Genomic DNA, 24299 nt, shown 5'->3' with positions numbered 1-24299 from the left:
CTGAGCCGACTGAGCCGACTGATCAGCCGGCGGCCAACCCGGGCACCCTTTCATGTCGGCCTCGACAGGGAGCCCGGGTCGGCCGCCGCCGGCCCACGTGGTCGATCATGTTTCCTGTCGTTCGCGAGAACCTGGTCTCGATACCGTCTCGGAGTGGCTCGCGGCCGGGGCTCGACCCGGTCGAGGTAACGCTCGATGAAGTCGACCGTCTCGGCATGGAATGTCGAGAGGCCGATCGTCTCCTCCATCGCGATCATCCGTGGAGTACTGATCATAAGAAACAGGAGCGCTTCCGGGGAGGGTGAATCCGGTGACCGCGGGTATTCGCTCGACCGGGCCGACAGCGCGGCGAGTGCGAGTGTGCGCGCCTGTTCTCCCGCCTTCACGAGTTCGCTTCGGATCTTCTTGTGATGATTGGCGAGGGCCATGAATTCCGCCATGAGGGCCGATCGAGCCTTGTCGCCGGCGTCCTCCCAGACGGCGCGCAAAGGAGGTTCTGTCTCGAGCGAGGTGGCCAGCCGAGCCAGGCTCTGCTCGATGCCGCGTCGGACCAGGGCAACGAGGAGGTCGTCGAGCGCCGGGAAGTAGTACTGGACGAGCCCGGGGGTGACGCCGGCCTGGGTGGCGACACCCCGGTAGGTCACCGCCGCATAACCTTGAGCGAGCATGAGGTGCTCGGCACCGTCCAGCAGTAGCGTCCGAGTCTTCGACGTTGCGGCGCCGACGCGACGCGACGATGTCATCGACTACCTTCCACGATTGCAGGGATCACGGACTGTGCCCTGCGCTACGGGGTCTACCGTGTGGCCAGCTCACGCAGGAGGTCCGTCGTTCGCCGCGTCGATTCCGCCCGTTCTTGTCTGTCGCGGCCGACCGGGAAGACGGCTGCCCAGATGTCGGTCGCGCCGGCGTCGAGCAAACCGCGCAGAGCCGCGCTGACGGCCTTCTCGTCGCCGACGATGGCGGCCTCGACAGGAGTGGACACGCCGCCGATGCCGAGGATCCGTTCGTAGTTCGCCCTGCCCGCGTATGCCGTCGAGTATGTCGCGGCGGCCGACCGGGCCTCCGCCTCGTCGTCGTGCACGGCGACCGGCAGACCGGCCACGATGCGCGGTGGCCGGCGGCCGGCGGCGGCCGCCGCGGCATGGATCCTGGGAGCGACGTGGGACTCGATGGCGCGGGCGGGCGCCATCCACGCACGGTCCCGTCGGCGATCTCACCAGCCACCTGCAGCAACCGCGGCCCGAGCGCGGCGACCAGGACCGGGATCGGGTCCGCCGCCCGCGCCATGATCCCGGCACTGTGGGCGCTCCAGTCCTCGCCGTCGGCGTCGAGGTCCCGGCCGCGGAGCAGGTCCGTGAGGATCCGCACGTACTCCTCCGTGGCCCGACCAGGGTGGTCGTAGGACATTCCGTAGACGCCCCGCACCAGCGGCTCGTGTGACGGTCCGATCCCGAGGGCGAAACCGGGGCGGCCCATCGCCGCGACCACGGACGACGCCCGGTTCGCCTGCAGCAACGGGTGGCACGGGTAGGTCTGCAGAACCGCGGTCCCCAGCTCGATCGAGGTGGTTTCCCGGCTGGCGATCGCCATCGCGACGAGCGGGTCACCCATGACCGCGCTGGAATACCACAGCGAGGTAAAGCCGTCCCGCTCCGCTTGCTGGGCCTGATGGACGACCTTTTCCGCTGATGTTCCCGCCGGTCAAGCCGATCCGCACGCCACTCTCCCGCCCGTTCGTAGTCCATGATCGTCGTCGGCGGTCAGACCGGCGCCCCATGGCAGGACTATACATACGTATAGCAAGCATGATATACGTATGTATGGCACAACGTCGAGAATCGGTGCGATCGGCATCGGAAAAAGGAGTCATGGTGCGTGACTGGAAGACCATCGACTACTTCACGGATCAGTCGGTCGTCGCGGACCCCTACCCGTACTTCGATGCGCTCCGCGAGGCCTGTCCGTATTGCCGTTACCTCACCTCGGCGTGGTGGCCGTAACCGGCCACGAGGAGGCCAGCCAGGTCTACCGCGAAGCGGAGACGTTCTCCTCCTACAACTCGGTGGTCGGCCAGTTCGCCTTAAGGCCGGATGCGACCGCCGGGGCGGCCCGGAGAAAACGGCCCGCCGTCGCCTCGCTGGGATGACTCCCTGGTTCGCGGCGTGGCCGGAGGCGGGCGGGGTCCGGGATCTGGGGTTCTGCTGGCCTCGACGGCTACAGCGTCTTCAGCCAGTTCACGAGGAGCCGGTTGACGTCGGCGGCTCGTTCCTGCTGAACCCAGTGACCGCAGCCGGAGAGGATGTGGCTGCCGCGAAGGCCTGGCAGGGTGTCGGGGAAGCGGGCGATGGCCCGGCTTCCCCACAGGGTCGGACTGTCCTTCTCCCCGCCGATGAAGAGGGATGGAACCCGGACCGGCGCGCCTCTCCACGGCTGGAGATCCTGCCAGTCCCGGTCCACGTTGCGGTAGCGGTTGAGGGCTCCCCGGAATCCGGTCCGCTCGAACTCCTCGACATAGAACTCAAGGTCGTCCTCGGTGAGCCAGGCAGGGAGGCGGTCGGGAGCGGGAAAGCGGTCTCGCAGCATCTTTCCGCGTGTCACGGTGCCGGCGGTGCTTTCGTCCGACGCCGACGTCGCCCCGTCACCTGACGACGCGAGATAGCCGCCGAGCAGCCATGATCGAACGTCGATCTCGATCTCCCGCTCGGCCCGTCCCGGCTCCTGGAAGTAGTTGATGTAGAACTCCTCGTCCGGGCCGGCCCGCCTTCCCATCTCGGCGAAGGCATCGGTGGGCCGCCGACCGCCCGGGGGGCTGTACGGGACGCTCAGCAGAGCTACCGCGGTGAAGATGTCCGGTCGCAACAGGGCCGAGTTGGCGGCGATCGGCGCCCCCCAGTCGTGGCCGACGACGATCGCCGGCGAGCCTCGGCCGGCGAGCCCCTCCACAACCCCGAGGTTGTCGACGACGTGCTGGAGCATCCCGTAGGCCTCGACCTCGACGGGGGCGGAGGACCTCCCGTACCCCCGGACGTCGATCGCCACGGCCCGGAACCCTGCCTCGGCGATCGCTGGCAACTGGTGACGCCACGAGTACCACGATTCGGGGAATCCGTGGATGAACAGCACCAACGGGCCGGACCCTTCCTCGACGCAGTGAATCCTCGTCCCCCGGGCGTCTACAACCTGATGCCTCACGAGGCCAGACGATATGTGAACGACCCGCGCCGCACATCCTTTCCAGCGCGATTACGGCCGGTTCTCAACGAACTCACCTCACCAGGGGCCCACCGCCCCATGGCCGTCACCGGTAGCAAAGCCACGCAGTGCGCCGAGGCTCAATGCCGACGTATTCGCTGCTTGTGGGGCGGGCGCGGGGCATCACAGCGCTCGGGGTGATCGCTGACGGCACGGTGGTGCTCGGCCCGGGAGCTGGTCGCCCAGGTCCGCATCCACCAGGCCCCGTTACGGACCGCGCCGCTTTTGCTCGGCGAACGGGGGCCGGTCAGCCCCGAGGCGTCCAGCGAGTGGCGGTGCCATGGAAGGTGGCGCCGCCGTCCCTGAAGTTCGGCTCCGCCAGCCACCCGAAGGCGACTGACGGGTGGACGGCCCAGAACGGCCCCGGCAGGTCGTCAGGGTCGAGCCGCTCGTCGTACTTGGCCGCGTAGTCGGCGCAGATCTGCTCGACGGTCGCTCGGTCGTGCTCCTGCTCGGCAGTGCCTTCGAGGATGACGAGACGGGTCGCGCTCTCGGTGTGGACGCTGATCGCCGATCCGCGGGCCAGGTTCTCGACGGCCTTCGACCCGGTCGAGAAAAAGACGGTGCCGTCGACGACAACACCCCAGACCGGCCGGGTGTGGGGTCGACCGTCGGCGTTGGTGGTCGCGATCCAGTAATGCGCGGCGTCTCTCAGTGTCGCCACTGCCCAGCGCCAGGGCAGCAACCCCGGACTCAGCGTCGAGCCATACATCCACGGCCGGCTCGCGACGGGCTCCGGGTCCGCGCTCACTGACCACCTTCTTCCGAAAGCGCCTATCTACCGGCCATGACAGGCGCGCGCCCGGACGAATCGTCAGCTACAAATTATCAAGAGCTGGCGCACCTGACACCGCCCTGTCGGATGTCCGCGGCCAGACCTTTCGCGGCGGACCGCGGCCTCGTTCCAGCCTACGAAGACGACCAGCGGGCCGCTACCGCATGCCGCTGGCTCCCAGGGGTCGACGGCGACGCGCGACCACGCGCCGACGGCTCCGTTTGCCGCATTTGGTAGTTTTGCCCCAACACGCCAAGATTCTCCGATCGGATCGATCGCCAGCAAGCCAGGCGTGGGCGATACCGGAGGGATTCCTCGTGCTAGAGACATCCGTGAACGTTGCCTCGCGCAGCGAGGAGACCAGACCGCTGAGCGCCGGCGACCGCGGTTTCCTGCACTTCAGCCGGCTCAACCCCGGGGAGGGTCTGGAATACGGGGTGGTGCTGTACGTCGATGACCCGACATTGACCGTCGCCGAGCTGCGGGCGCACGTGGCGGAACGGCTGCGCGAGGCGCCGGCGCTCACCGAGCGTCTCTCCCGGCCGTCCGCGTCCGCGTCCAGGGACGACACCGTCTGGGAACTCGACCACGAGCTGGACCTCGACTACCACGTCGGCGCCGAGGAGCTGCTCCCCGGTAGCGGGGAGGACGGCCTGCGGGCAGCGCTGGACCGACTCGCCGCCTGGCCGCTCGACCTGAACCGCCCGCTGTGGCGGCTCTGGCTGCTGCACGGGCACACCTCCGACAGGGTCGCCGTCGTGTTCCGGATCAACCACATCCACCAGGATGGCGGGGCCCTGCACCAGGCGCTGCACCTGCTGTTCGGACCCGATCGCGAACCGGCGATGCGGAATCTGTCGACGTTCGGCGCGCCGCGCGCGCGGGACTACGCCCGGATGGTCGCCGTGCTGCTGCGCGGGATCCCTCGGACGCGCCAGCTGGCCTCCTGGGGCGGCCCACCGCGGGGCCGGGCGCGGCACACCTGGGCGATCACCGAACTCGAGACGCTGCGCCAGATCGCCCGCCGGAACGCGGTGACCATCAATGACGTCTTCCTCGCGGCCACCGCCGGCGCGCTGCGCTCATGGTCGCTGCCGGAGTGGAGGCACGGTCGGCGCCCCATCCACGCCGTAATGCCGATCAGCCTGCGCACCCCCAGCGAGCGCGAGATGCTGTCCAATTTCAGTTTCGGCACCCGGATTCCGTTACCGTGCGCGGACCCTGACCCATTCCGGCGACTGGCTCGGGTCGCCGCGGAGACCCGGCGTGCCAAGGCAGGTGGAAGCGTAGCCGTGGTCCTGCGGCGGGCCCTGGACAGGATTCCGCCGGGCCTACCGCCCCAGATGTTCGCCCAGGCCGCGACCGCCGGAATACGCCCAAAGGAGATGGCACTCACGGCGACCAACATCGGGACGATGCGCGGCCCTTTCTCCGTCGCGGGCCGGAAGGTCTCCACGCTGATTGGCATGTCGCCACTGTTCGTCGGCCGGGCGCATCTCACGGTTGGGCTGTTCGGCCTCGGCTCGCAGGTGTGCGCCGGGTTCACGGCGAGCGCGAGCGTGCCGCGGCATGCCGAGCTGGCGGACCGCTGGCTCGCCGAACTCGCCGCCCTCGGCGGTCCCGTCCCTGTGCGCTCGGCTGCCGCTGTTCTGGACCACGGCCGGGCCGGGTCGTCTGGCGAACCCGGGCCCGCTACCACACGGCAGGCGCCTGCTTCCCTCAGCCGGCACTCGACATCGCGCGTACCCCGATGACCCTGAGGAATCCATACGCAAAATGACCGGAATCAGGGTGGTCGCGGCAGACTGCGATGCGTGCCACCCGGCGCCCGCCCGCCAACCCCAAGACCATCGTGTTCTTCGCCGCTGTGCTGCCGCAGTTCGTCGACCGGGGTCAGGGGCACGTCGCGCCGCAGATGCTCTTGCTCGGCCTGGTCTTCAACGTCATCGCGGTGGTCTCCGACAGCGCGTGGGGTCTGGTCGCGGCCACCGCGCGGGGCTGGTTCGCCCGATCGCCGCGGCGGCTCTCCCTGGTCGGCGGGCTCGGCGGGCTCACGATGGTCGGGCTGGGCGTCACGGTCGCCGCGACCGGGCGCAAGGACTAGCGGTGGCCAGCGGAAAACATCCGTCTCGTCAGGTGCGCGAGCCTGAACCGTCCGATCTTCTTGGTAGGCCCAGGGACCTCTCCCAGATCTTGTTCACCGTGTCGATCAACGTCTCCCGGTCGTACTCCACGCCCTCGTAGGACCACGCCATGACCACGCGCTCGACCATGAGGGTCAGCGCGTGCGCGGTGTGCCGGGGATCCAGGTCGGCAAAGGCCAGTCCCGCCGCCTGCCACCTGGTGATGGCTCGGGTCGCCCTGCCCTGGAAATGCTCGGCCACCTCGTCCCACTGGACCTTCAGCCGCTCGTCGTCGTCGCGGGCCTGGTACACCGCCCGCAACACGTGAGCATTGCGCTGGAAAGCCTCGATGTAGACACGGTTGACTTCCTCGATGCGGCCCACCGGGTCGAGCTGGGCGCTGACATGGTTCGGCGCCAGTGCCGTCAGCTCGGTGGACACGTCCTTCATCACCTCGTGCAGGAGGTCGTGTTTCGAGCGGTAGTAGTTGTAGAGCGTGCCCGAGGCCACCTTCGCCTCCGCGCTGATGTCCGAGAGACGGGCGTTGTAGAAGCCGTCACGCTCGAAGACGACGCGGGCCGCCTCCACGAGACGTCGGGGCGTGGTCTCGCGGCGAGGATCGTTCCGTCTGCGCCGGGGGTTCTCGGAGGCGTTCGCCCGATTCCGACCGGCGGCCGACGTCGGCACAACCACACCTCATCTCGACCTGGTGAGAGCGGCGCGGGCGGATGTCCGCCCGCGGGCGGACATCCGCGCCATCCGCGACCTGTAGCGATAGTACGAGCCCACCTTCCCAGGCCTCGTCGTCGCTGTAAGCGTTCTCTCGGACACCCAATGTGCTCACCATCGAATCCGGCGCCGACCGTCGTCGCCCCGCCGGGTCAAGATCCCGGGCCGTGAGGATGTGATCTTGATGAATGAGCTGGGGCGCGTCGGCCAACCCAAGGAAGAGGTTGACGTCATCCTCAGTTATAGATAACTTCCTCGCCGCGGACGGGCTTCACACCCAATCACCGGGTGGGTGCCATGGCGCCGTGCCGGAATCCCGATCGAGATGCGAGGAACCCATGCGATTAGCAAGGAAGCGACCGTGGGTCGTCGTCGGCCTGGGCCTGGGTCTCGCGCTCGCGACGATGGCGGCCTGCGGAAGCGGCTCGAGCGGTTCGAGCGGCATGCCGGACGAGAACGCCGCGACCGGCACGCCGATCAAGGTCGGATTCTTCCGGCCAGACTCGGGCGTCGCCACCCTCCCCGGGGTCGGCGCCGGGATGAAGGCGGCCGTCTCGTACGTCAACGGCGAGCTCGGCGGGATAGACGGCCACCCGATCGCGGTCGAGGACTGCTCGATCGACGGCACGCCGGAGACCACCATCTCGTGCGCCAACAAGTTCGTCCAGGACGGCGTCGTCGCGGCGTTCGACGGCTTCAACCTCAGCTCGAGCGCGGGCGTCGACACCCTCGTCGCGGCCAAGATCCCGCTGATCGGCCAGATCCCGTTCGATCAGACGACGGGAAGCAAGGCCGAAGGCCGATTGTTCTTCGGCGCCCCGCAGGCGTCCTTCCTCGTCGGCGCGCTTCAGGGATTCAAGGCCGAGGGGATGACGTCCGCGACCCTGACCGTGCAGGACACGCCGTCGGGTCACAACACGGTGGACACCGAGCTCAAGCCGCTGGCCGCCGCGATGGGGATCAAGGCGACCGGACTCTACTTCTCGCCGACCAATCCGAACTTCAGCGCCGTGGCCTCCACGATCGCGTCGACCAGTCCCGACGTCGCCGGGCTCATCGCCTCGCCCAGTGAGTCGATCTGCACCCAGTTGGTGCGGAACCTGCGGTCCATCGGCTACAAGGGCGCGGTCTTCGTCGCGGCCTGCACCGCCTTCATCAAGTCGGACCCTGCGTCGGCGCCCGGCGCGACGCTGTACTCCTCGATCTGGCTGCCTGGGTCGGAGAAGAACGCTCCAGCCGAGGTAGGACAGCAGATCGCGCTGGCTACGAAGTACATCGACAAGGCGGGCGGACCGGCTGACTACTACGCGTACGGCCAGTTCGCGACCGTGGTGGACTTCGCCAAGGGGCTGGCGACGGCGGCGTCGACCGATGAGCTCACCGGCCAAACCGTCCTGACCACGCTGCGGTCGCTGAAGGACTTCCCGAGTTTCCTCGGCCCGCGGATCACCTGTGGCATCCCCACCACCCCCGACTGCACGACGCAGATGCTGCTGTTCACCGTCGAGAAGGACCTGACGCTCAAGCCCGTGAGCGGCGGCTGGATCACTCCGCTACCGGCGATCCTCTCCACCATTCCGGGTGCGAGTTGAGCGGAACGAGCGAGACGTCCGCGCCGCGTGACGCGGCGCGGACGTGGCTGTGGCTGTGGCCGATGACTCCGGTGGCGAGGTCCGCATGAGCGAGCTCCTGCAGTTCGCCGTCCTCGGGCTCTCGACCGGCGCCGTCTACGCGGTGCTGGGGTCCTGCCTGGTCACCGTCCACGTCGCCACCGGCGTCATCAACTTCGCGCAGGGCTCGCTCGCGCTGTGGGGCGTCTGGCAGACGGCCGCCCTCCGGGCCAACGGAACGCTGGTGCTCCCGCTCGGGAGCCTCAGGCTCGGACACGGACCGACAGGCGTGCTGCCCGCCGTCCTGATCGGTGCGGCAAGCTGCCTGGTCTGGGCGCTCGTCGCGCAGGTCCTCGTCTTTCGCCCGCTGCGCGGATCGTCGGTTCTCGGCCAGGTGGTCGCGTCCGTGGGCGTCATGCTGTTTCTTCAGTCACTGGTGACGCTCAGGTTCGACCGCGACACCCTGGGGCTCGACCCGTCCGCGCTGGTTCCGCTACCGATCCTGCCGTCCGGGACCATCACGCTGGCCGGCGGCGTCATCGCGGTGAGCAACCTGGTGCTCGCCGGCATCGCGATCGTGATCGCCGTCGCCGGCTGGGGCTACCTCAGGTTCACGAAGATCGGCATCGCGACCCGTGCCGGGGCCGAGGACGAGCGCGCGCTGCGCCTCATGGGCTATTCGCCCGACCGGCTCGCGACCCTGGTGTGGGGAGCGACCGGGCTCTTCTCGGGGCTGATCGTGATCCTCGCCGCTCCGGCCATCGGTGGCCTGGATCCGACGAGCTACATGTTCTACGTCGTCCCCGCCCTGGCCATCGCCCTCGTCGGCCGGCTCACCTCGATCGGAACCGCCTGCGCGGCGGGACTGGTGCTCGGCTCCCTCCAGCAGGTCCTCCTGTTCCTGACCACCAAGAGCTGGTGGCCCTCCTGGGCGCAGTCGGGGGTCGGCGACGCGGTTCCCTTCGCCATCGTCGTCGTCGCCCTCTTCGCGCTCGGCAGGAGCATTCCGGAGCGTGGCGGTCCCGACCGGGCGCGGCTCCCGCCGGTGTCGAGGCCGCGGCCTCGCCTCGTACCGACGGCGGCGGCGACGGTCGTCGTGGCGGTGGTCATCGCCACCACGTCCGGAACGTGGCGGTTCAGCGTCGTGATGTCGACGATCCTGACGCTGATCTCGGTCTCCGTGGTCCTGCTCACCGGATATCTCGGCCAGATCTCGCTGGCCACGATGGCCTTCGCGGGAACCGCCGGGTTCGCGCTCTCGAAGCTGACGACGAACGCGGGCGTGCCGTTCCCGCTCTCGATCCTGCTCGCGGCGCTCGTCGCGACCGCGCTCGGGATCGTCGTCGGCGTCCCCGCGCTGCGCATCCGCGGCGCCCAGCTCGCGGTCGCCACGATCGCGGCCGCCCTGGCCATCGAAAGCTTCGTCTTCAACAATCCGGCGTTGACGTCGTATTCGGGCGACCGGATCCGGGACCCGTCTCTTTTCGGCTACTCGCTCGCGGTACGCCACGGGACCGACGTCATCACGCTGCGCTTCGCCTACATGGTGCTGACGATCGTGGTGCTGCTCCTGATCGTGGTGGCCCGCCTCCTCGGCGGTGGCACCGGCCGGGCCTTCCTGGCGGTGCGCTCCAACGAGCGAGCGGCGGCGGCGGCCGGAGTGCACGTGGCCGCCACCAAGCTGCTCGGTTTCGCGATCGCCTCCTTCCTCGCCGGCGTCGGCGGCTGCCTGATCGGCTACAGCCGCGGCCAGCTGTCATCGGCGTCGTTCACGGTGCTCGTCGGGCTCACCATCCTGGCCACGACGTACGTCGGCGGGATCACGCGTATGTCCGGCGCCGTCATCGCGGGGCTGGCGGGACCGCTCGGTGTCTTCTTCCTGGTCCTGACCCAGACGCTCGATCTGAGCAGGTACTACACCCTCATCGCCGCACTCGCCATGCTGGTGCGCGCCGTCGTGTTTCCGCCGCACGGCGGGCCGGTCCAGGAGCGGTTCGCGGCGTGGCGCGCGCGGAGAAGGCCCGTCTCCGCCACCGCCACCGACACGTCGGCAGGCGTAGCGCCGTTCAGCGCGGCGGAGTCCGTCGATGTCGGCTGACCGCGGTTCGGACCCGCCGCTGTTCGCGGCGAGGAACGTGTCGGTCCGCTACGGCGGCGTACGGGCCAACGACGACGTCACGCTCGCCGTCGGGCCAGGGGAGATCGTCGGTCTCATCGGTCCGAACGGTGCCGGCAAGACGACCTTCGTCGACGCGGTCAGTGGCTTCAGCCGGTACTCGGGCGGCGTCGAGCTGGACGGTGCGAGCCTCGACGGCGCCGGCCCGCATCGGCGCCGCCAGGCCGGCCTCGCGCGCACCTGGCAGGCCGGCGAGCTCTTCGGTGACCTCACGGTGGCCGAGAACCTGGCCGTCGCGGTCGAGGGCGCCGGAGTGCGCGGGGCGCTCGCCGACGTGTTCTCCCGTCGTCGACGGTCGGACCGGGTGGTGCTGTCCGCGCTGGAGATGGTCGGGATGTCGGCGCTGGCCGACCGCCGGCCCGACCAGCTCACGCTGGGCGAGCAGAAGCTCGTCGGCGTGGCGCGCGCGCTCGTCGGCGCGACGCGGACGCTCCTGCTGGACGAACCGGCCGCAGGCCTCGACACCGACGAGAGCGCGGCCTTCGGCGACGAGCTCGGGCGGATCTGCGCGACAGGTCTCGGCGTGCTGCTCATCGACCACGACATGACCCTCGTGCTGGAGGTGTGCCACCGGGTGTACGTCATGGACCTCGGCCGGATCATCGCGACCGGAACGCCCGCGGACGTCAGCGCCGACGAACGCGTCGTGGCCGCCTATCTCGGCAGCCAGGTGACGCCATGACAGCCGCGTTGGCGATCGAGGGTCTCAGCGCCGGCTACCGCGGCGTGCCCGCCGTCCGCGACATCAGCATCGAGGTCGCCCAGGGCCGCATCCTCGCGCTGCTCGGCCCCAACGGCGCCGGCAAGACGACCACCCTGTTGGCCGCCGCCGGAGTCCTGGCACCGCTGGCCGGCACGGTCACCGCGCTCGGGGCGCCTGTCACCGGCAGGGTGGAGCGCACCGCGCGCGCCGGCGTCAGCCTGGTCCCCGACAACCGGGGTGTCTTCCACCGCCTCACCGTGGCCGAGAACCTCAGGCTCGCCGGGCCGCGTGGCGACCTCGACGAGATCCTCGCGCGGTTCCCCCAGCTTCGTGGGCTCATGAACCGGCGATGTGGCCTGCTGTCCGGCGGCGAGCAACAGACCCTCGCGATCGCGAAGGCGCTGCTGCGAAAGCCGCGCGTTCTGCTGGTGGACGAGCTGAGCATGGGTCTGTCGCCCATCGCCGTTCAGGGAATCCTGCCCGTCCTGCGCAGCCTCGCCGACGAGAAGAAGACGGCGATCGTCCTGGTCGAGCAGCACATAGACCAGGCACTGTCGGTCGCCGACGACGCGGTGGTCCTCCACCACGGCCGCATCGCCCTGAAGGGCCCGGCCGCCGCGATGCGTGCGGACCGGGCGCGAATCCAGCGAGCCTACTTTGGCCGCTGATCCGGAAACCGAACCGAACAGAGCCGCACCGGGCAGGTCAAAGGAGGGCATCTTGACGCCGTTGTCCGACATCGTCGGCCGGGCTCCCGGACCGTCCTCATGACGCTCGGGGCGAGGCAACGCGCGGCGCTCGCCGCCATCTGCGACACCTTCGCTCCCGGCGACGGCGCGAGCATCCCCGCCGCAAGCGCTCTCGGCGCGGTCGACATCGCCGAGGCACTGGCGGCGGGACTGCCCCGCGCCGCCGACCGCCGACAGCTCTCGACGTTGCTCTCGCTGTGGGACACGCGGCTCATGGGCATGTTCCTCGGTGCGGGCCCGCGGCGGTTCTCGGCGCTGGGACCCGCCGCCCGAGAGGACGCGCTCCTGCGGCTGGGGGAGTCCCCGGCGGAGCGGAGACGGGTGCTGTTCCAGGCCCTGCGCGGCCTGGCCACGTCGTCGTACCTCCTCGCGCCAGGACCCACCGGTTCGTCGCCGGTCTGGGCATCGATCGGCTACCCAGGACCCCTGGGCGCGCTGGCGGAAGCCCCCCGCCGCCCGCTCGCGCCCCTGACCCCGACGTCGGACACCGCGTACGACTGTGACGTCGTGGTCGTCGGCTCGGGCGCGGGCGGCGGCACCGCGGCCGCGGTCCTCGCCGGCGCCGGTCTCGACGTCGTCGTCCTCGAACGTGGCGGCTACTACGACGACGCGGACTTCGACGGCGGCGAGCTGTCCGGCCTGAGCCGGCTGTACGCGGCGGGACCGGCCACGACCGCGGAGGGCCAGGTCTCCCTGGTCGCCGGTTCCTGCCTGGGCGGGGGGACGGTCGTCAACTGGACGACCTCGTTCCCGACCCCTCCGGAGGTTCGGGCCGAATGGGCGGCGCTCGGGGTAAAGCAGTTCGACCTCCCGGAGTTCTCCGACGCGTTGGACGCGGTGTCCCGACGGCTGTCGGTCAACGTGGACAACAGCGACGCCTGCGCCCGTGACGCCGTGATGGAGCGCGGGCTGCGTGCCCTGGGCTGGCACGTCGACGCGACGGCGCGCAACGTGACCGACTGCGACATGGGAGTCGACTGCGGGCGCTGCGGCTATGGCTGTCGTCGCGGCGCCAAGCAGTCGGTCACGAAGACCTGGCTCGCGGACGCGGAGTCCCACGGAGCCCGACTCGTCGTGAACGTGGACGCCCGTCGGGTCGCCGTGCGCGGGGGCCGGGCCGTCGGCGTCCAGGGCCTTACCCGGGACGGCCACACAGTGACGGTGCGGGCCCGGTCGGTCGTCGTCGCCGCGGGCGCGATCCAGACACCGGCGCTACTGCGCCGTTCGGGGCTGGCCAACCCGAACATCGGCCGGTACCTGCGCCTGCATCCGGCGACCGCCGTCTGGGGCGTGTACGACGAGGAGATCCGGCCGTGGGAGGGCGGCCTGCAGACCCGCTACTCCAGGGAGCACGGCGATCTCGACGGCTCCGGCTACGGGGTGATCTACGAGACCGGCCCGGGCAACCCGGCCGCGCTCCAGGGCTTCATGAACTGGCGAGGCGGCGCCGCGCATCTGGCCACCATGAAGGACCTCGCGCATACCGGAGGTGTCGGCGTCATCACCCGTGACCGCGACTCCGGCGAGGTCGGAGTCGGCCGGGACGGGGAACCGATTCCGCGCTACCGGCTCTCGGGCTACGACGCCGCGCACCTGAAGGCGGGCGTCGAGGGGGCGACCCGGATCATCGAGGCCGCGGGCGCGCGCAGGATCTACTCCGCGCACCAGGCCGGCCCGTCCTACGAGCCGGGGAGACGTGGCTCCTACCAGGAGTTCGTCTCCGCCTGCCATGCCGCCGGCTACGGCCCCGGTCAGTGCGCGATCGCCGCGCTGCACCTCATGGGCACGGCGCGGATGGGCGACTCCAGGGAAACGAGCGCGACCGATCCGGACGGCGTCACCTGGGAGCTGCCGAACGTCGTCGTCGCGGACGCGTCCTGCTTCCCCACGTCACCGGGTGTCAACCCCATGATCACGATCGAGGCGATCGCCCACATGAACGCCAACCGTCTGGCCGCTCGGCTCGGCTAGCGCAGTCCTGGAGGAACGAGCATGCCGGACATCGACGAACAGCGCACGACGGTCGAGGCCGAGATAGCGGGCCTGACGCTCGTCGAGGCCGTGCGGCGCACGGCCCGGGAGCGCGGCGCCGAACCCGCCTACTCCGACCGCCGCGTCGCCGCCGGATCCGCCGGATCCGCCGGATCCGGCGGATCCGGCGGCGGCACCGGCTGGCGCACCGTCACCTGGGCCGAGGTCCACGACCGCGCCCGCGAGCTCGCCGCGACGTTCCTGGAATCGGGCCTGGAGCCGGGCGACGTGGTGGCGATCATGTGTTCCAGCCGGATCGAGCACGTGGTCGCGGACCTCGCCGCGGTACTCGCCGGCGGCGTCCCCGTCTCGGTCTACAACACGCTCTCGCCCGAGCAGGTCGGCTACGTGTCCGCGCAGGCGGCCCCGCGGATCGTCGTGCTCGAGACCGATGACCATGCCCGGCGCTGGTCGGTGGCGCTGGCGGACCGCCCGGAGATCAGCCGTGTCGTGACCATCGACGCCACGCCGGACGCCGACGCGCGCGCCGTCACGTGGTCGGAGGCGATGGCCGAGGGAGCGGCGGCGCTGGGATGGCAGGGACCGGCCCTGCTCGCCCGGGGCGAGGCGGTCAGGCCCGACGACCCGGTCACGATCCTGTACACCTCGGGCACGACCGGCGCGCCCAAGGGCGTCGTCCTCACCCACCGCAACATCTGCTTCGAGGCGGTCGCGTCCGCCCGGACCGCCCACCTGGAAGGCCCGGGCGTCTCGGTGTCGTACCTCCCGTTCGCGCACATCGCCGAACGGATCCTCGGCATGTACATCCCGCAGCTGCGGGGCGGCCACGTCCATCTCATCGACGACCCGTCCCAGCTCGTGCCCACCCTGCTCGAGGTCCGGCCCACCCGGTTCTTCGGTGTGCCACGTGTCTGGGAGAAGATCCGTACGGGCGTCTCCGCCCGGCTCGCGGCCGAGCCCGACGAGGCCAGGCGGTCGGCCGTCGAGCGGGCCCTCGCCGTCGGGCTGTCCTACGTCGAGTCGACGCAGACCGGCCACACGACGTCGCCGGAGCTGGCGGCACGGTTCGACGCGGTCGACGCGGCGGTCCTGCGACCGCTGCGCGCCGCCCTCGGTCTCGACCGGGTGGAGTGGGCCGCGAGCGCCGCCGCGCCGATGCCCGTCGACGTCGCCCGGTTCCTGGCCGGCCTGGGCCTGCGCGTCTATGACGTGTACGGCCTGACCGAGACGACCAGCTCCGCGACGGCCTGCGGCCCGGGCTCGTTCCGCCTCGGCACGGTCGGGCGCCCGCACCCCGGCGTCGAGCTCCGGCTCGCCGACGACGGCGAGATCCTGGTGCGCGGACCCATCGCGACGCCCGGCTACCACCGGGCGCCGGAGGCGACCGCCGAGCTGCTCGACGCCGACGGCTGGGTGCACACCGGCGATGTGGGCGTCCTCGACGACGACGGGTTCCTGCGGGTGGTCGACCGCAAGAAGGAGCTCATCATCACCTCGTCGGGCAAGAACATCGCGCCGTCGACCATCGAGAACGCGCTCAAGGAGAGCCCGCTGATCGGGCACGCGATGGTGGTCGGCGACGGTCATCCTTACCTCGTCGCGATTCTCACGCTCGACGGTGAGGTAGCGCCGGTCGTGGCGCGAGGGCTTGGGGTCCAGGCCGGCTCCCTGGCCGAGCTCGCGCGGCACCCGGCGATCCGCGCGGCGGTGGCCGCGGCCGTCGACGCGGCGAACGCCCGGCTCTCGCGGCCCGAGCAGGTGAAGGCCTTCGAGCTGCTCGCCCAGGAGTGGACGGTCGAGAGCGAGGAGCTCACACCCACCCTCAAGCTGAAGCGCCGGGTCGTGGGCAGCAAGTACGCCGACGTCATCGACCGGCTGTACGGACAGCCCGCGTGACCGGCGATCTACCTGGGCCTGGAACGCGAGTGAGCGCCGCGGTGCCCCTCGCGCGGGGCCCGACGCCGTCGGAGCCGATCGAGTGAACACGACCGAACACGACACGGAAACGCTGAACGGAGAAACCGATGACCAGCGTGTTCGCGACCCGCCGCGCCCTCTATGACGACGAGCACGAGCAGTTCCGAGCGACCGTCCGCGCCTTCGTCGACAAGTACGCCGCGCCCAACGCCGAGCGCTGGCGGGCCGAGGGGAAGGTCGACCGATGGCTGTTCGAGGAGGCCGCGAGCGCGGGCGTCCTCGGCTTCGGAATTCCCGAGGAGCACGGTGGAGGAGGCACCCGGGACTTCCGCTTCAACGCGATCGTCGCCGAGGAGCTCGGCCGCAACCCGGTGTCCGACGGCATGGCCGGCATCGGGCTGTCCAACGACATCGTCATCCCGTACTTCACCGACCTCACCGATGACGAGCAGAAGGCCCGCTGGCTTCCGGGAATCGCGAAGGGCGAGCTGGTGGTCGCCGTCGCCATGACCGAACCGGGCACCGGCAGCGACCTGGCCGGCATCCGCACGAGCGCGGTGCGCCAGGGCGACCACTATGTCGTGAACGGCAGCAAGGTCTTCATCTCGAACGGGCAGAACGCCGACCTGGTCGTCACGGCGGTGCGGACCGGCCAGGACCCGCACAGGGGCCTCAGCCTCCTGGTCATGGAGGCCGACGCGCCAGGATTCGGCCGCGGCCGCAACCTGGAGAAGATGGGCCTGCACGCCCAGGACACCAGTGAGCTGTTCTTCGACGACGTGCGGGTACCGGTGGCGAACCTCCTCGGCGAGGAGGGCTCCGGATTCGCCGGGCTGATGGGGAACCTTCCTCAGGAGCGGCTCTCGATCGCCGTCGGCGCCGTGGCCTCGGCCGAGGGCGTGCTCGAGCGCACCCTCGCCTACGTGACCGAGCGCAGGGCGTTCGGCAGACCCATCGGCTCGTTCCAGAACACCCGGTTCGAGCTGGCGGAGATGGTCACCGCCACCCGGGTGAGCCGCGTCTACCTCGACGACCTGGTCGCGCGGCACGCCCGCGGCGAGCTGACGGCGGCCGAGGCCGCCGCGGCCAAGTTCTGGACGACCGAGCAGCTGGTCGACATCGTCGGCCGCTGTCTGCAGCTGCACGGAGGCTACGGATACATGTCCGAGTACCGCATCGCGCACGACTACGTCGACTCGCGCATCACCACCATCTACGGCGGCACGACCGAGATCATGAAGGAGATCGTCGGCCGCGACCTGGGCCTGTGACGCGAGCAGCCGCGCGAAGGGCGGAGGGCGCCGTCTGGGCGGGCGGCGCCGTCTGGGCGGGCGGGATCGTGTCCGTCGGAACGTGATGACCACGGCGCGACCGACCCGCCGCCACATCAGCTGCCCCGCGGACATGGCGCCGCGGGGCAGCTGGCGCGCGCCTGGCGAGGGGCGTCAGGCCGCGGGACGGTTGATGTCGGGGATCGTGATGGGAGTGGTCTGCGTCGAGGTGCCCCCGTTGAGGAACGCCATGGCCACAGCTCGTATGAACTGGTCGAAGAGGTAGAAGTTGACCGGCATGATCGGGAGCAGTCCCTCACGGAACAGGATGTACGTCGGCCAGCCGACCTTGATTATTCCGGCCGAGACCAGGTCGCGTGGCAGCCCGAGCGAGTCGGCGACCGCGTCGCCGAGCACGTAGCGGGCGAACTCGTTGAGGAAGCCGCGCGTGACGCCCAGGTCGACCTCCGAGACGAGCCCGAGCAGGACTTCGGCGAGATTTCTGCCCTCGGTGGTGGGCATGAGGATCGGCGAGAGCACCTGGGCCGACTGGGCGTGGGTGTCGGCCCACGTCTTGGGGATGTACTCGTCCTTCACGCCGAGCAGCGAGATGGCCACCTGCCACATGTGGAGGAAGGCATTCTCGTCGGCCTTCGACATCGGGACCTTCCACTGCTGCAGCTTGGAGTGCACGAACGTGCCCAGGCTGTGGAAGGTGACGAGGATGTCGCCGTTGCTGATCGGGACGTTCTCGGTCGCCGCCGCCTTCCACTGCGGTGACTGCGGCAGGAGGTGACGGACGGCGGCATGCACCATGCGCGTCTTGTTCGCGGTGACGACGAACTGCCCGTTCGGCTCGAACGCGTTCGACTGGCTGAGGTCATATCCGAAGGTGAAGGTCTTCGCCGCACGGCTTTTCATGTCGGCGCTGCCCTCCGACCAGTACACCGCCCTGGCCTCGCGCGGGATGACCGTGCTCATGATTCCACTGCCAAGCCCGTACAGCATGAACAGATAGGTGTCCTTGCGCCTGTTGAAGTCGGCCGCGCGACGCAGCAGGCTCATGTCGGCCCACGACGGTAACTTCGTGGCCTGCTGTAAGTAGGAAGCGAGATCGGCCGGCAGCCCGGTCGGGAGGGGAGCGTTGTTGTTGGTCCATGGAAGGATGGCCGCATTGACCGCGGGCACCTGACCGTTGTCGATGACCGAGGCCATCACCCGGTCGATGGTGTCGTCCCAGACCCACTGGGGATCGGTGCCGGTGCCGGTGCCGGCGACGGACCCCGTCGCCGCCCAGCTCCAGGTCGGAGCCACCACGTCCCCGACGCCGACCAGACCGAGCGCGGCGCCCAGAGTCAGGACACGTCTCCTGCTGAGTTCGCTCATTTCCTGACCTGCTTCCCGAGGGCAACGGCACTGAAGACGCCTGCTGGAGCACGTCGACGCAGGACGCCGACAGAAGTGGGGGACACTCGTTCGACGAGTGGGGACAGCCATTACGGTGCGGTTGTTCCCGGCACTGTGAATGCGACCGAACCCGGATTCCCAGAACCCGCCGAACGGCAGGGCTGGGATTGACCCAGGCCGACACCAACGATGGCTTATGGCGGCTTCCCTGGTGACCGCATGGGTTCCCCGCTTTTCGATACAGGTCTCCGGGCGCGGCGGCGTCACACCCCTCCGAGCCGCGCGAGTGTGTGGTGCATCACTCGCGAGGAAGGTAACTAAGACTGAGGCTGACGTCAACCTTTGTATTAGAGGGTTGACGTAATGATCTTCACGACAGGATCTCAGGCCCGCGACCTGCTGCTTTACCTCGGTGTGCGTCGAGCCGAGGGCGGCAACGTGGTGAAGACCCTCGCTGGCACGTCGTAGCTACTCGCTAGCCTTACCGGCGTGTTCTCGGCGATGGCATTTGGTCCGAACGGCCTGCTGGCCAGCGGCAGCGACGGAGGCACGATGCGGCTGTGGGACGCCAGCGCACCGGACGCGCCTCGCCCGCTCGGCGATTTCCCCACGGGCCACACTGGCCCGGTCCTGTCGGTGGCGTTCGGTCCGGATGGGCTGCTGGCCAGCGGCGATCATGACGGCATCGTGCGGCTGTGCGACGTCAGTCTGCTCTAGTACCCGTGGAACAACGCGGCTCAGCTGGTCCGCCAACGTACTGGCCGCGGCCTGGGCGAATAGGAACGGGCCAGCCACCCGCCCGGTGGGCCCTACCGACGCGATGACCAGCGTGCCGGACGTCCGGGCCGCCGCCGAACCTCACCGATCTTCACCGATCGTCTCAACGGGCGCGACTCGTCCCCCTCCCGGACCGGGCCGGGTCGCGCCCAGCACTCGGATACTCGGCGTTCAGATGGTGGGCGGGCGCGACTACCCCGCGGCGTCGCTCCGTGCCGCAAGGCCGAGCAGGACCGTGCCGATCGCGGCGTCCAGGGACTCGCGGAAGGGCGGGTTCATGAATGCCAGGTCTGGGTCGATCTCGTAGGCGGCGACCAGGGCCGGCGCGGGATGGCCGCGGGTCCACAGGGCGCCGACGAGAGCGATGACCAGACCGGCCGCCTGCGCCGATCGCGGCTCGTCGAGCTCGGGAACGAGACCGCGCAGCAGGGCGGCGAGCCCGACCAGGCTGTCCCGCGCCCCCCGCTTGTAGCGGAGTGCGACATCTGTGGAGACGTTCCGCTCCAGGACGGCGGCCTGGGCGCTGATCAGTTCGCACAGCATCGGATGGGCGTCGAACGACGCGGCGAGGCCGGACGCCAGCTCGCCTGCCCGAGCGGGTAGCGGGGCGAACGGGTCGACCGTCGGCGGGAGCTTCTCGGTGATCTCGACGAGGAACCCGGCGGCGGTGCTGGCCAGCAGGTCGAGCAGGACGGCCTCGCGCGACTCGAAGTAGCGCAGGACGTTGGACTTCGCCAGTCCCACGCGGCGGCTGAGCTCGTTGAGGCTCATCGCCGACACGGGCATCTCGTCGAGCATCGCGGCCGCCGTGCGCAGGATGCCCTCCCGGCGTTCGGTGCGCTGCACCTCGCTGCGCGCGCGCTGGAAGCCTGCCATGCACCCAGTCTAGGAGACCGGCGGTCTCTTGACTACAGACCATCGGTCTCTTATCTTGTAAGAGACCGATGGTCTGTTCCAGTTTGCCGGGAACCGAGGCTCGTCGGTGATGTCCAACGACCCACTTCGCACCGGAGGGACGTGTCATGAAGGCCACCGACGCGGTCGCGTGGGTCGACCCGACTTCTGACGTCGGCGATCGCCACCCCTCCGTCTTCCCTAGAAAGGAACCGTCATGGCCCGCAAGGTCGCCCTGGTCACCGGCGCCTCCTCAGGCATCGGTGAGAACACGGCCCGTTGCCTCCACGAGGCCGGCTTCGTCGTGTACGGCGCCGCCCGGCGCGTCGACCGGATGGCGGAGCTCGCCGCCACGGGCGTGCACACCATCGCCCTCGACGTCACCGACGAGGTGTCCACCCAGAAAGCCGTCAAGGAGATCCTCGCGGCCGAGGGCCGCATCGACGTCCTGGTGAACAATGCCGGGTACGGCTCGTATGGCGCGGTCGAGGACGTCCCGATGTCCGAGGCCCGCGCGCAGCTCGACGTCAACCTGTTCGGGCTCGCGCACCTCACGCGGACGGTGCTGCCGGCCATGCGCGCCCAGGGCAGCGGCACCATCGTCAACATCAGCTCGATGGGCGGGCGGTTCGCCACCCCCCTGGGCGCCTGGTACCACGCCAGCAAGTTCGCCGTCGAAGGTCTCAGCGACGCCATGCGCCTGGAGCTGAAGCGGTTCGGCATCGACGTCATCCTCATCGAGCCCGGTCTGATCCGAACGGAGTGGGGCGCCATCGCCGCGGACAAGCTCCGCGCCACCTCGGGGCAGGGACCCTACGCGGCACAGGCCGACGCCATCGCCACCTCGTTGGAGGAGGGCTCGCGGCCCGACGCGCGCCGGACCTCGCCGCCCACCGTCATCGCCGACGCCGTCATCAAGGCCGCCACCGCCCGCCGCCCCCGCACCCGCTACACCGTCGGTTTCGGCGCCCGCCCGCTCATTTTCCTCAGCAGAATCCTGCCGGACAGGGTCTTCGACACCCTCATCAAGCGCACCTCAGGCATACCGGCCTGACGACCGCCACCGCGGGCGGCGGGCCGAGCCGTCCAGCCGACGCCCCGGCCCATAGCCCGGCCGCGGTCCTTGGGAGGACTTGGGCCGGACCGCGGGCCGCGCGCGTCAGGGCCACAGACATGATCAGTAACCAGGTGGGACTGGACGGGTGGGGCGGTCGGACGCTCGCGGTCGGTGTGCGCAACGGCGAGGGTCTGGCCTTCGCTCCCGACGGCACGCTGTTCGCCGCCATCAACCAGGCCGACAACCAGCCATACCCGTTTCGGGATTCCAGTGGGCAATACGGGCAGACGGTCCGCGCCTACATCAACGAGCACCCCAACGACCAGGTCTCGCGGATCACCCCCGGCACCGACATGGGCTGGCCCTACTGCGTGCCGGACTCGCGGGGGCCGGACGACCTGGCGAACCTCGGCTACGTGAACGATCCGACCAGCAACGCGGATGGGGACGCGCTTGACTGCGATCGCATCGGCCGAACGCAGCTGGGTCTGCCCGCTCACAGCGCGCCGGTTGGTTTCGTGTTCACCACGGGCTCCACTCTTCCCGACGCGCTCGACAACGGCGCACTGATCACGGCACATGGATCGTGGAACCGCCAGCCGCCCCGAGAGCCCTACGTCGCCTACAGCGCGTGGGACGAGGACCGCAAGGTCCTCACGCAGGCGCGGGTGCTCGTCACGGGGTTCCAGGACGCCGATGGTTCCCGCTGGGGGCGCTCCGTCGACGCGGTTCCCGGACCTGACCGGTCGATCTATGTGACCGACGACATGGCCGGTCTCGTCTACCGGCTGACGCTCCCGGCGGTATAGCCGCCGCGGTGACGCTCAGGAAACGAGGTGGAGACACCGACCTGCCCGGATGGATGGGAGGAGACACGGCGGTGAGGGATACCAGCGGTGACTCCCACGCCGCCGAACCGGCGCCTACCGTCGGACGCATGACAGGGAGCGCCGGTGACCACCGCGGCGAGGTGCGCGAGTTCCTGACCTCGCGGCGGGCGCGGCTGTCCCCGCAACAGGCGGGGCTGGTCGCGTTCGGTGGCAACCGCCGCGTGCCCGGCCTGCGCCGGGAGGAGGTCGCGGCCCTCGCCGGCGTCAGCGTCGTCTACTACACCCGCCTGGAGCGTGGGAACCTCGTCGGGGTCTCCGAATCGGTGCTGGACGCGGTTTCCGGCGCGTTGCAGCTCGACGAGGCCGAGCGTGAGCACCTGTTCCACCTGGCCCGTGCGGCGAACGCCACCGCTTCCGCCCGATCCCGAGCGGGCGCTGAGCGGACGCGGGTGCCGGCAGGTATTCAGCAGGTGCTCGACGCGATCACCGACGCGCCGGCGGATGTGCGCAACGGCCGTCGCGACATTCTCGCGTCGAACAAGCTTGCCCGTGCGCTGTACAGCGACATCCACGCCGAGACCGTGCAGCCGCCGAACGTCGCACGGTTCACCTTCCTCAATCCGAGAGCGCGGGACTTCTTCGTCGACTGGCCCACAGCCGCGGGCGACATCGTCGCCAGCCTGCGAACCGAAGCCGGTCGCCACCCGTACGACAAGCCGCTGTCGGATCTCGTGGGAGAGCTGTCCACCCGCAGCGAGGAGTTCCGCATCCGATGGGCATCGCACAACGTGCGTCACCACGTCGCGGGTACCAAAAAGTTGCGTCATCCGGTTGTCGGCGAGATCGAGCTCGCCTACCAGGTGCTCCTGCTGCCGGGAGACATCGGCATGAACCTCAACGTGTTCACCGCCGCGCCGGACTCCCCGGCACAGGATGCGCTGCGGTTCCTGGCCAGCTGGGCCGGCAGTCGCACCCTGCCCGGCAGCGGCGCGGCCTGGGAGAACTCGCGCACCGCCAGGCCCTGAACGATTCGCGCGTCACCGGGTAGGCCAGCGACAGCCAGCCCGGGCCGTCCGGGCTGTCCGGGCCGACCCGCCGTCGCGGCGTGGATCGGCGTGTCATCCGAGTGAGATGAGGTTCGTCATGACCGTCACGACCTTGACCCTCAACAACGGGGTCGAGATGCCCGCCATCGGCTTCGGCGTGTTCCAGACCCCTCCGCGGGCGACTGTCGCCGCGGTTCAGGCAGCGCTGGAGACCGGGTACCGGCACGTCGACACCGCCGCCGCCTACGGCAACGAACGCGAGGTCGGGCAGGCGATCGCCGATTCCGGCGTGGACCGGTCGCAGGTGTTCATCGAGACGAAGGTCTGGATCTCCGACTACGGCTACGAGCAGACGCTGCACGCGTATGACAAGAGCGCTGGCAAGCTCGGTGTCGACGTCATCGACCTGTTCATCCTCCACCAGGCGCTGCCCTCGGCGTTCGACCGGACCGTGGCCGCTTACCAGGCGTTGGAGAAGTTGTTGGCCGAGGGGAAGGTCCGCGCGATCGGTGTCAGCAACTTCATGCCCGACCATCTAGACGCCCTGCTCAAGGCAACTGATGTCGTGCCGGCGGTCAACCAGGTCGAGGTCCACCCGTACTTCACGCAGCCCGCCGTCCAGGCCGCCGATGCGGGGCACGGCATCCTCACTCAGGCGTGGTCGCCCATCGGCGGCATCACCTCCTACCGCGGCAAGGAGGGCGCCATCAGCACGTTCGAAAACCCGACGATCGCCGCGATCGGCGCCGAGCACGGCAAGTCCCCCGCGCAGGTCATGCTGCGCTGGGGCCTGCAGCAGGGCCGATCGGTCATCCCGAAGTCGACCAAGCCCGCCCGTATCGCCGAGAACTTCGACGTGTTCGACTTCGACCTCACCCCGGCCCAGCTCGACGCGCTCGATGCTCTGGACACCGGTGTCCGCGGCGGCCCCGAGCCCGAGGACGTCACCCTCCAGGCCTTCGGCCGCGACATCCCCGAAGCCTGACCG

The 24299-nt window shown here is 69.8% G+C and carries 20 protein-coding genes and 2 pseudogenes; 15 read left to right on the top strand and 7 right to left on the bottom strand.

Annotated elements, in window-relative coordinates; all coding sequences use genetic code 11:
* Nucleotides 1-50: 50 nt before the first annotated feature.
* Both FRCN3DRAFT_RS0240400 and FRCN3DRAFT_RS48710 read right to left on the bottom strand, forming a co-directional pair.
* Nucleotides 51-743 carry a TetR/AcrR family transcriptional regulator gene (locus FRCN3DRAFT_RS0240400; RefSeq protein WP_007506855.1) on the bottom strand — a complete coding sequence of 231 codons (693 nt, stop codon included), beginning with the start codon at nucleotides 741-743 and terminating at the stop codon, nucleotides 51-53.
* A 53-nt stretch (nucleotides 744-796) separates the two neighbouring features.
* Nucleotides 797-1720: pseudogene (locus tag FRCN3DRAFT_RS48710) on the bottom strand (TIGR03564 family F420-dependent LLM class oxidoreductase).
* A 154-nt stretch (nucleotides 1721-1874) separates the two neighbouring features.
* Here FRCN3DRAFT_RS48710 and FRCN3DRAFT_RS52405 point away from each other — a divergent pair.
* Nucleotides 1875-2092 (top strand): annotated as a pseudogene (locus tag FRCN3DRAFT_RS52405) (cytochrome P450); the annotation flags it as partial.
* Between the two features lie 125 nt (nucleotides 2093-2217).
* Here the strand turns inward: FRCN3DRAFT_RS52405 and FRCN3DRAFT_RS0240380 are convergent.
* Both FRCN3DRAFT_RS0240380 and FRCN3DRAFT_RS50410 read right to left on the bottom strand, forming a co-directional pair.
* Nucleotides 2218-3195 carry an alpha/beta fold hydrolase gene (locus FRCN3DRAFT_RS0240380; protein WP_027141373.1) on the bottom strand — a complete coding sequence of 326 codons (978 nt, stop codon included), beginning with the start codon at nucleotides 3193-3195 and terminating at the stop codon, nucleotides 2218-2220.
* Between the two features lie 307 nt (nucleotides 3196-3502).
* Nucleotides 3503-4006: a pyridoxamine 5'-phosphate oxidase family protein gene (locus FRCN3DRAFT_RS50410; protein WP_007506850.1), complete on the bottom strand. Its 504-nt coding sequence runs from the start codon at nucleotides 4004-4006 to the stop codon at nucleotides 3503-3505.
* Nucleotides 4007-4347: 341 nt separating this feature from the next.
* Here FRCN3DRAFT_RS50410 and FRCN3DRAFT_RS48700 point away from each other — a divergent pair, with 341 nt between their 5' ends.
* Together FRCN3DRAFT_RS48700 and FRCN3DRAFT_RS0240365 are read left to right on the top strand one after the other, a co-directional pair.
* Nucleotides 4348-5784: a wax ester/triacylglycerol synthase domain-containing protein gene (locus FRCN3DRAFT_RS48700; RefSeq protein WP_007506849.1), complete on the top strand. Its 1437-nt coding sequence runs from the start codon at nucleotides 4348-4350 to the stop codon at nucleotides 5782-5784.
* Nucleotides 5785-5840: 56 nt separating this feature from the next.
* Entirely contained in the window at nucleotides 5841-6134 is a 294-nt protein-coding gene (locus FRCN3DRAFT_RS0240365) for a LysE family translocator (RefSeq protein ID WP_007506848.1), read from the top strand.
* A 28-nt stretch (nucleotides 6135-6162) separates the two neighbouring features.
* On the opposite strand, the gene FRCN3DRAFT_RS0240360 is transcribed toward FRCN3DRAFT_RS0240365, so the two are convergent.
* Nucleotides 6163-6741, bottom strand: a complete 579-nt coding sequence (locus tag FRCN3DRAFT_RS0240360; RefSeq protein WP_232794408.1) for a TetR/AcrR family transcriptional regulator — start codon at nucleotides 6739-6741, stop codon at nucleotides 6163-6165.
* 479 nt (nucleotides 6742-7220) lie between these two features.
* Here FRCN3DRAFT_RS0240360 and FRCN3DRAFT_RS0240355 point away from each other — a divergent pair, with 479 nt between their 5' ends.
* The 7 genes from FRCN3DRAFT_RS0240355 to FRCN3DRAFT_RS0240325 all read left to right on the top strand — a co-directional run bounded on the left by FRCN3DRAFT_RS0240355 (nucleotide 7221) and on the right by FRCN3DRAFT_RS0240325 (nucleotide 17300).
* Nucleotides 7221-8474 carry an ABC transporter substrate-binding protein gene (locus FRCN3DRAFT_RS0240355; protein WP_007506846.1) on the top strand — a complete coding sequence of 418 codons (1254 nt, stop codon included), beginning with the start codon at nucleotides 7221-7223 and terminating at the stop codon, nucleotides 8472-8474.
* An 85-nt stretch (nucleotides 8475-8559) separates the two neighbouring features.
* A complete protein-coding gene (locus FRCN3DRAFT_RS0240350) occupies nucleotides 8560-10590 on the top strand; it encodes a branched-chain amino acid ABC transporter permease (protein ID WP_007506844.1) in 2031 nt (676 codons plus the stop codon).
* On the top strand, nucleotides 10580-11350 hold the full coding sequence (locus tag FRCN3DRAFT_RS0240345) for an ABC transporter ATP-binding protein (protein WP_007506843.1): 771 nt from the start codon (nucleotides 10580-10582) through the stop codon (nucleotides 11348-11350). The genes FRCN3DRAFT_RS0240350 and FRCN3DRAFT_RS0240345 overlap by 11 nt, the downstream gene beginning before the upstream one ends.
* On the top strand, nucleotides 11347-12039 hold the full coding sequence (locus FRCN3DRAFT_RS0240340; protein WP_007506842.1) for an ABC transporter ATP-binding protein: 693 nt from the start codon (nucleotides 11347-11349) through the stop codon (nucleotides 12037-12039). The genes FRCN3DRAFT_RS0240345 and FRCN3DRAFT_RS0240340 overlap by 4 nt, the downstream gene beginning before the upstream one ends.
* Nucleotides 12040-12138: 99 nt before the next feature.
* Nucleotides 12139-14091, top strand: coding sequence for a GMC family oxidoreductase N-terminal domain-containing protein (locus FRCN3DRAFT_RS0240335; protein ID WP_007506841.1), 1953 nt, complete (start codon nucleotides 12139-12141; stop codon nucleotides 14089-14091).
* Between the two features lie 21 nt (nucleotides 14092-14112).
* The gene (locus FRCN3DRAFT_RS0240330) at nucleotides 14113-16008 is read left to right on the top strand and encodes an AMP-dependent synthetase/ligase (RefSeq protein ID WP_007506840.1); all 1896 of its coding nucleotides are present in this window, start codon (nucleotides 14113-14115) and stop codon (nucleotides 16006-16008) included.
* Nucleotides 16009-16136: 128 nt separating this feature from the next.
* Nucleotides 16137-17300, top strand: coding sequence for an acyl-CoA dehydrogenase family protein (locus tag FRCN3DRAFT_RS0240325; RefSeq protein ID WP_007506839.1), 1164 nt, complete (start codon nucleotides 16137-16139; stop codon nucleotides 17298-17300).
* A gap of 174 nt (nucleotides 17301-17474) precedes the next feature.
* Here the strand turns inward: FRCN3DRAFT_RS0240325 and FRCN3DRAFT_RS0240320 are convergent, their stop codons facing one another.
* Complete coding sequence (locus FRCN3DRAFT_RS0240320) at nucleotides 17475-18686, bottom strand: oxygenase MpaB family protein (RefSeq protein ID WP_007506838.1); 1212 nt, start codon at nucleotides 18684-18686, stop codon at nucleotides 17475-17477.
* Nucleotides 18687-19196: 510 nt separating this feature from the next.
* Here FRCN3DRAFT_RS0240320 and FRCN3DRAFT_RS0240315 point away from each other — a divergent pair.
* Nucleotides 19197-19424, top strand: a complete 228-nt coding sequence (locus FRCN3DRAFT_RS0240315) for a WD40 repeat domain-containing protein (RefSeq protein ID WP_027141372.1) — start codon at nucleotides 19197-19199, stop codon at nucleotides 19422-19424.
* A 252-nt stretch (nucleotides 19425-19676) separates the two neighbouring features.
* Here FRCN3DRAFT_RS0240315 and FRCN3DRAFT_RS0240310 read toward each other — a convergent pair whose 3' ends face one another.
* Nucleotides 19677-20360 carry a TetR/AcrR family transcriptional regulator gene (locus FRCN3DRAFT_RS0240310; protein WP_007506834.1) on the bottom strand — a complete coding sequence of 228 codons (684 nt, stop codon included), beginning with the start codon at nucleotides 20358-20360 and terminating at the stop codon, nucleotides 19677-19679.
* Nucleotides 20361-20595: 235 nt separating this feature from the next.
* On the opposite strand from FRCN3DRAFT_RS0240310, the gene FRCN3DRAFT_RS0240305 reads away from it, so the two are divergent.
* The 4 genes from FRCN3DRAFT_RS0240305 (at nucleotide 20596) to FRCN3DRAFT_RS0240290 (ending at nucleotide 24296) form a co-directional block, all read left to right on the top strand.
* Entirely contained in the window at nucleotides 20596-21432 is an 837-nt protein-coding gene (locus FRCN3DRAFT_RS0240305; RefSeq protein WP_007506833.1) for an oxidoreductase, read from the top strand.
* A 119-nt stretch (nucleotides 21433-21551) separates the two neighbouring features.
* Complete coding sequence (locus tag FRCN3DRAFT_RS48695) at nucleotides 21552-22244, top strand: PQQ-dependent sugar dehydrogenase family protein (protein ID WP_007506832.1); 693 nt, start codon at nucleotides 21552-21554, stop codon at nucleotides 22242-22244.
* A 128-nt stretch (nucleotides 22245-22372) separates the two neighbouring features.
* Nucleotides 22373-23290, top strand: coding sequence for a helix-turn-helix transcriptional regulator (locus tag FRCN3DRAFT_RS0240295; protein WP_035931227.1), 918 nt, complete (start codon nucleotides 22373-22375; stop codon nucleotides 23288-23290).
* A gap of 118 nt (nucleotides 23291-23408) precedes the next feature.
* Nucleotides 23409-24296, top strand: a complete 888-nt coding sequence (locus FRCN3DRAFT_RS0240290) for an aldo/keto reductase (RefSeq protein WP_007506830.1) — start codon at nucleotides 23409-23411, stop codon at nucleotides 24294-24296.
* The last annotated feature ends 3 nt before the right edge of the window (nucleotides 24297-24299 follow it).

The organism is Pseudofrankia saprophytica, assembly GCF_000235425.2.
In the GTDB taxonomy this organism is placed as follows: Bacteria; Actinomycetota; Actinomycetes; order Frankiales; family Frankiaceae; genus Pseudofrankia; species Pseudofrankia saprophytica.
This window is presented reverse-complemented; position numbering and strand designations above follow the sequence as displayed.

Coding starts and splice junctions, on each gene's coding strand:
- FRCN3DRAFT_RS0240400 (WP_007506855.1), bottom strand. CDS start 743: ATGACATCGTCGCGTCGCGTCGGCGCCGCAACGTCGAAGACTCGGACG.
- FRCN3DRAFT_RS0240365 (WP_007506848.1), top strand. CDS start 5,841: ATGCGTGCCACCCGGCGCCCGCCCGCCAACCCCAAGACCATCGTGTTC.
- FRCN3DRAFT_RS0240355 (WP_007506846.1), top strand. CDS start 7,221: ATGCGATTAGCAAGGAAGCGACCGTGGGTCGTCGTCGGCCTGGGCCTG.
- FRCN3DRAFT_RS0240350 (WP_007506844.1), top strand. CDS start 8,560: ATGAGCGAGCTCCTGCAGTTCGCCGTCCTCGGGCTCTCGACCGGCGCC.
- FRCN3DRAFT_RS0240345 (WP_007506843.1), top strand. CDS start 10,580: ATGTCGGCTGACCGCGGTTCGGACCCGCCGCTGTTCGCGGCGAGGAAC.
- FRCN3DRAFT_RS0240340 (WP_007506842.1), top strand. CDS start 11,347: ATGACAGCCGCGTTGGCGATCGAGGGTCTCAGCGCCGGCTACCGCGGC.
- FRCN3DRAFT_RS0240335 (WP_007506841.1), top strand. CDS start 12,139: ATGACGCTCGGGGCGAGGCAACGCGCGGCGCTCGCCGCCATCTGCGAC.
- FRCN3DRAFT_RS0240330 (WP_007506840.1), top strand. CDS start 14,113: ATGCCGGACATCGACGAACAGCGCACGACGGTCGAGGCCGAGATAGCG.
- FRCN3DRAFT_RS0240325 (WP_007506839.1), top strand. CDS start 16,137: ATGACCAGCGTGTTCGCGACCCGCCGCGCCCTCTATGACGACGAGCAC.
- FRCN3DRAFT_RS0240320 (WP_007506838.1), bottom strand. CDS start 18,686: ATGAGCGAACTCAGCAGGAGACGTGTCCTGACTCTGGGCGCCGCGCTC.
- FRCN3DRAFT_RS0240310 (WP_007506834.1), bottom strand. CDS start 20,360: ATGGCAGGCTTCCAGCGCGCGCGCAGCGAGGTGCAGCGCACCGAACGC.
- FRCN3DRAFT_RS0240305 (WP_007506833.1), top strand. CDS start 20,596: ATGGCCCGCAAGGTCGCCCTGGTCACCGGCGCCTCCTCAGGCATCGGT.
- FRCN3DRAFT_RS48695 (WP_007506832.1), top strand. CDS start 21,552: ATGATCAGTAACCAGGTGGGACTGGACGGGTGGGGCGGTCGGACGCTC.
- FRCN3DRAFT_RS0240295 (WP_035931227.1), top strand. CDS start 22,373: ATGACAGGGAGCGCCGGTGACCACCGCGGCGAGGTGCGCGAGTTCCTG.
- FRCN3DRAFT_RS0240290 (WP_007506830.1), top strand. CDS start 23,409: ATGACCGTCACGACCTTGACCCTCAACAACGGGGTCGAGATGCCCGCC.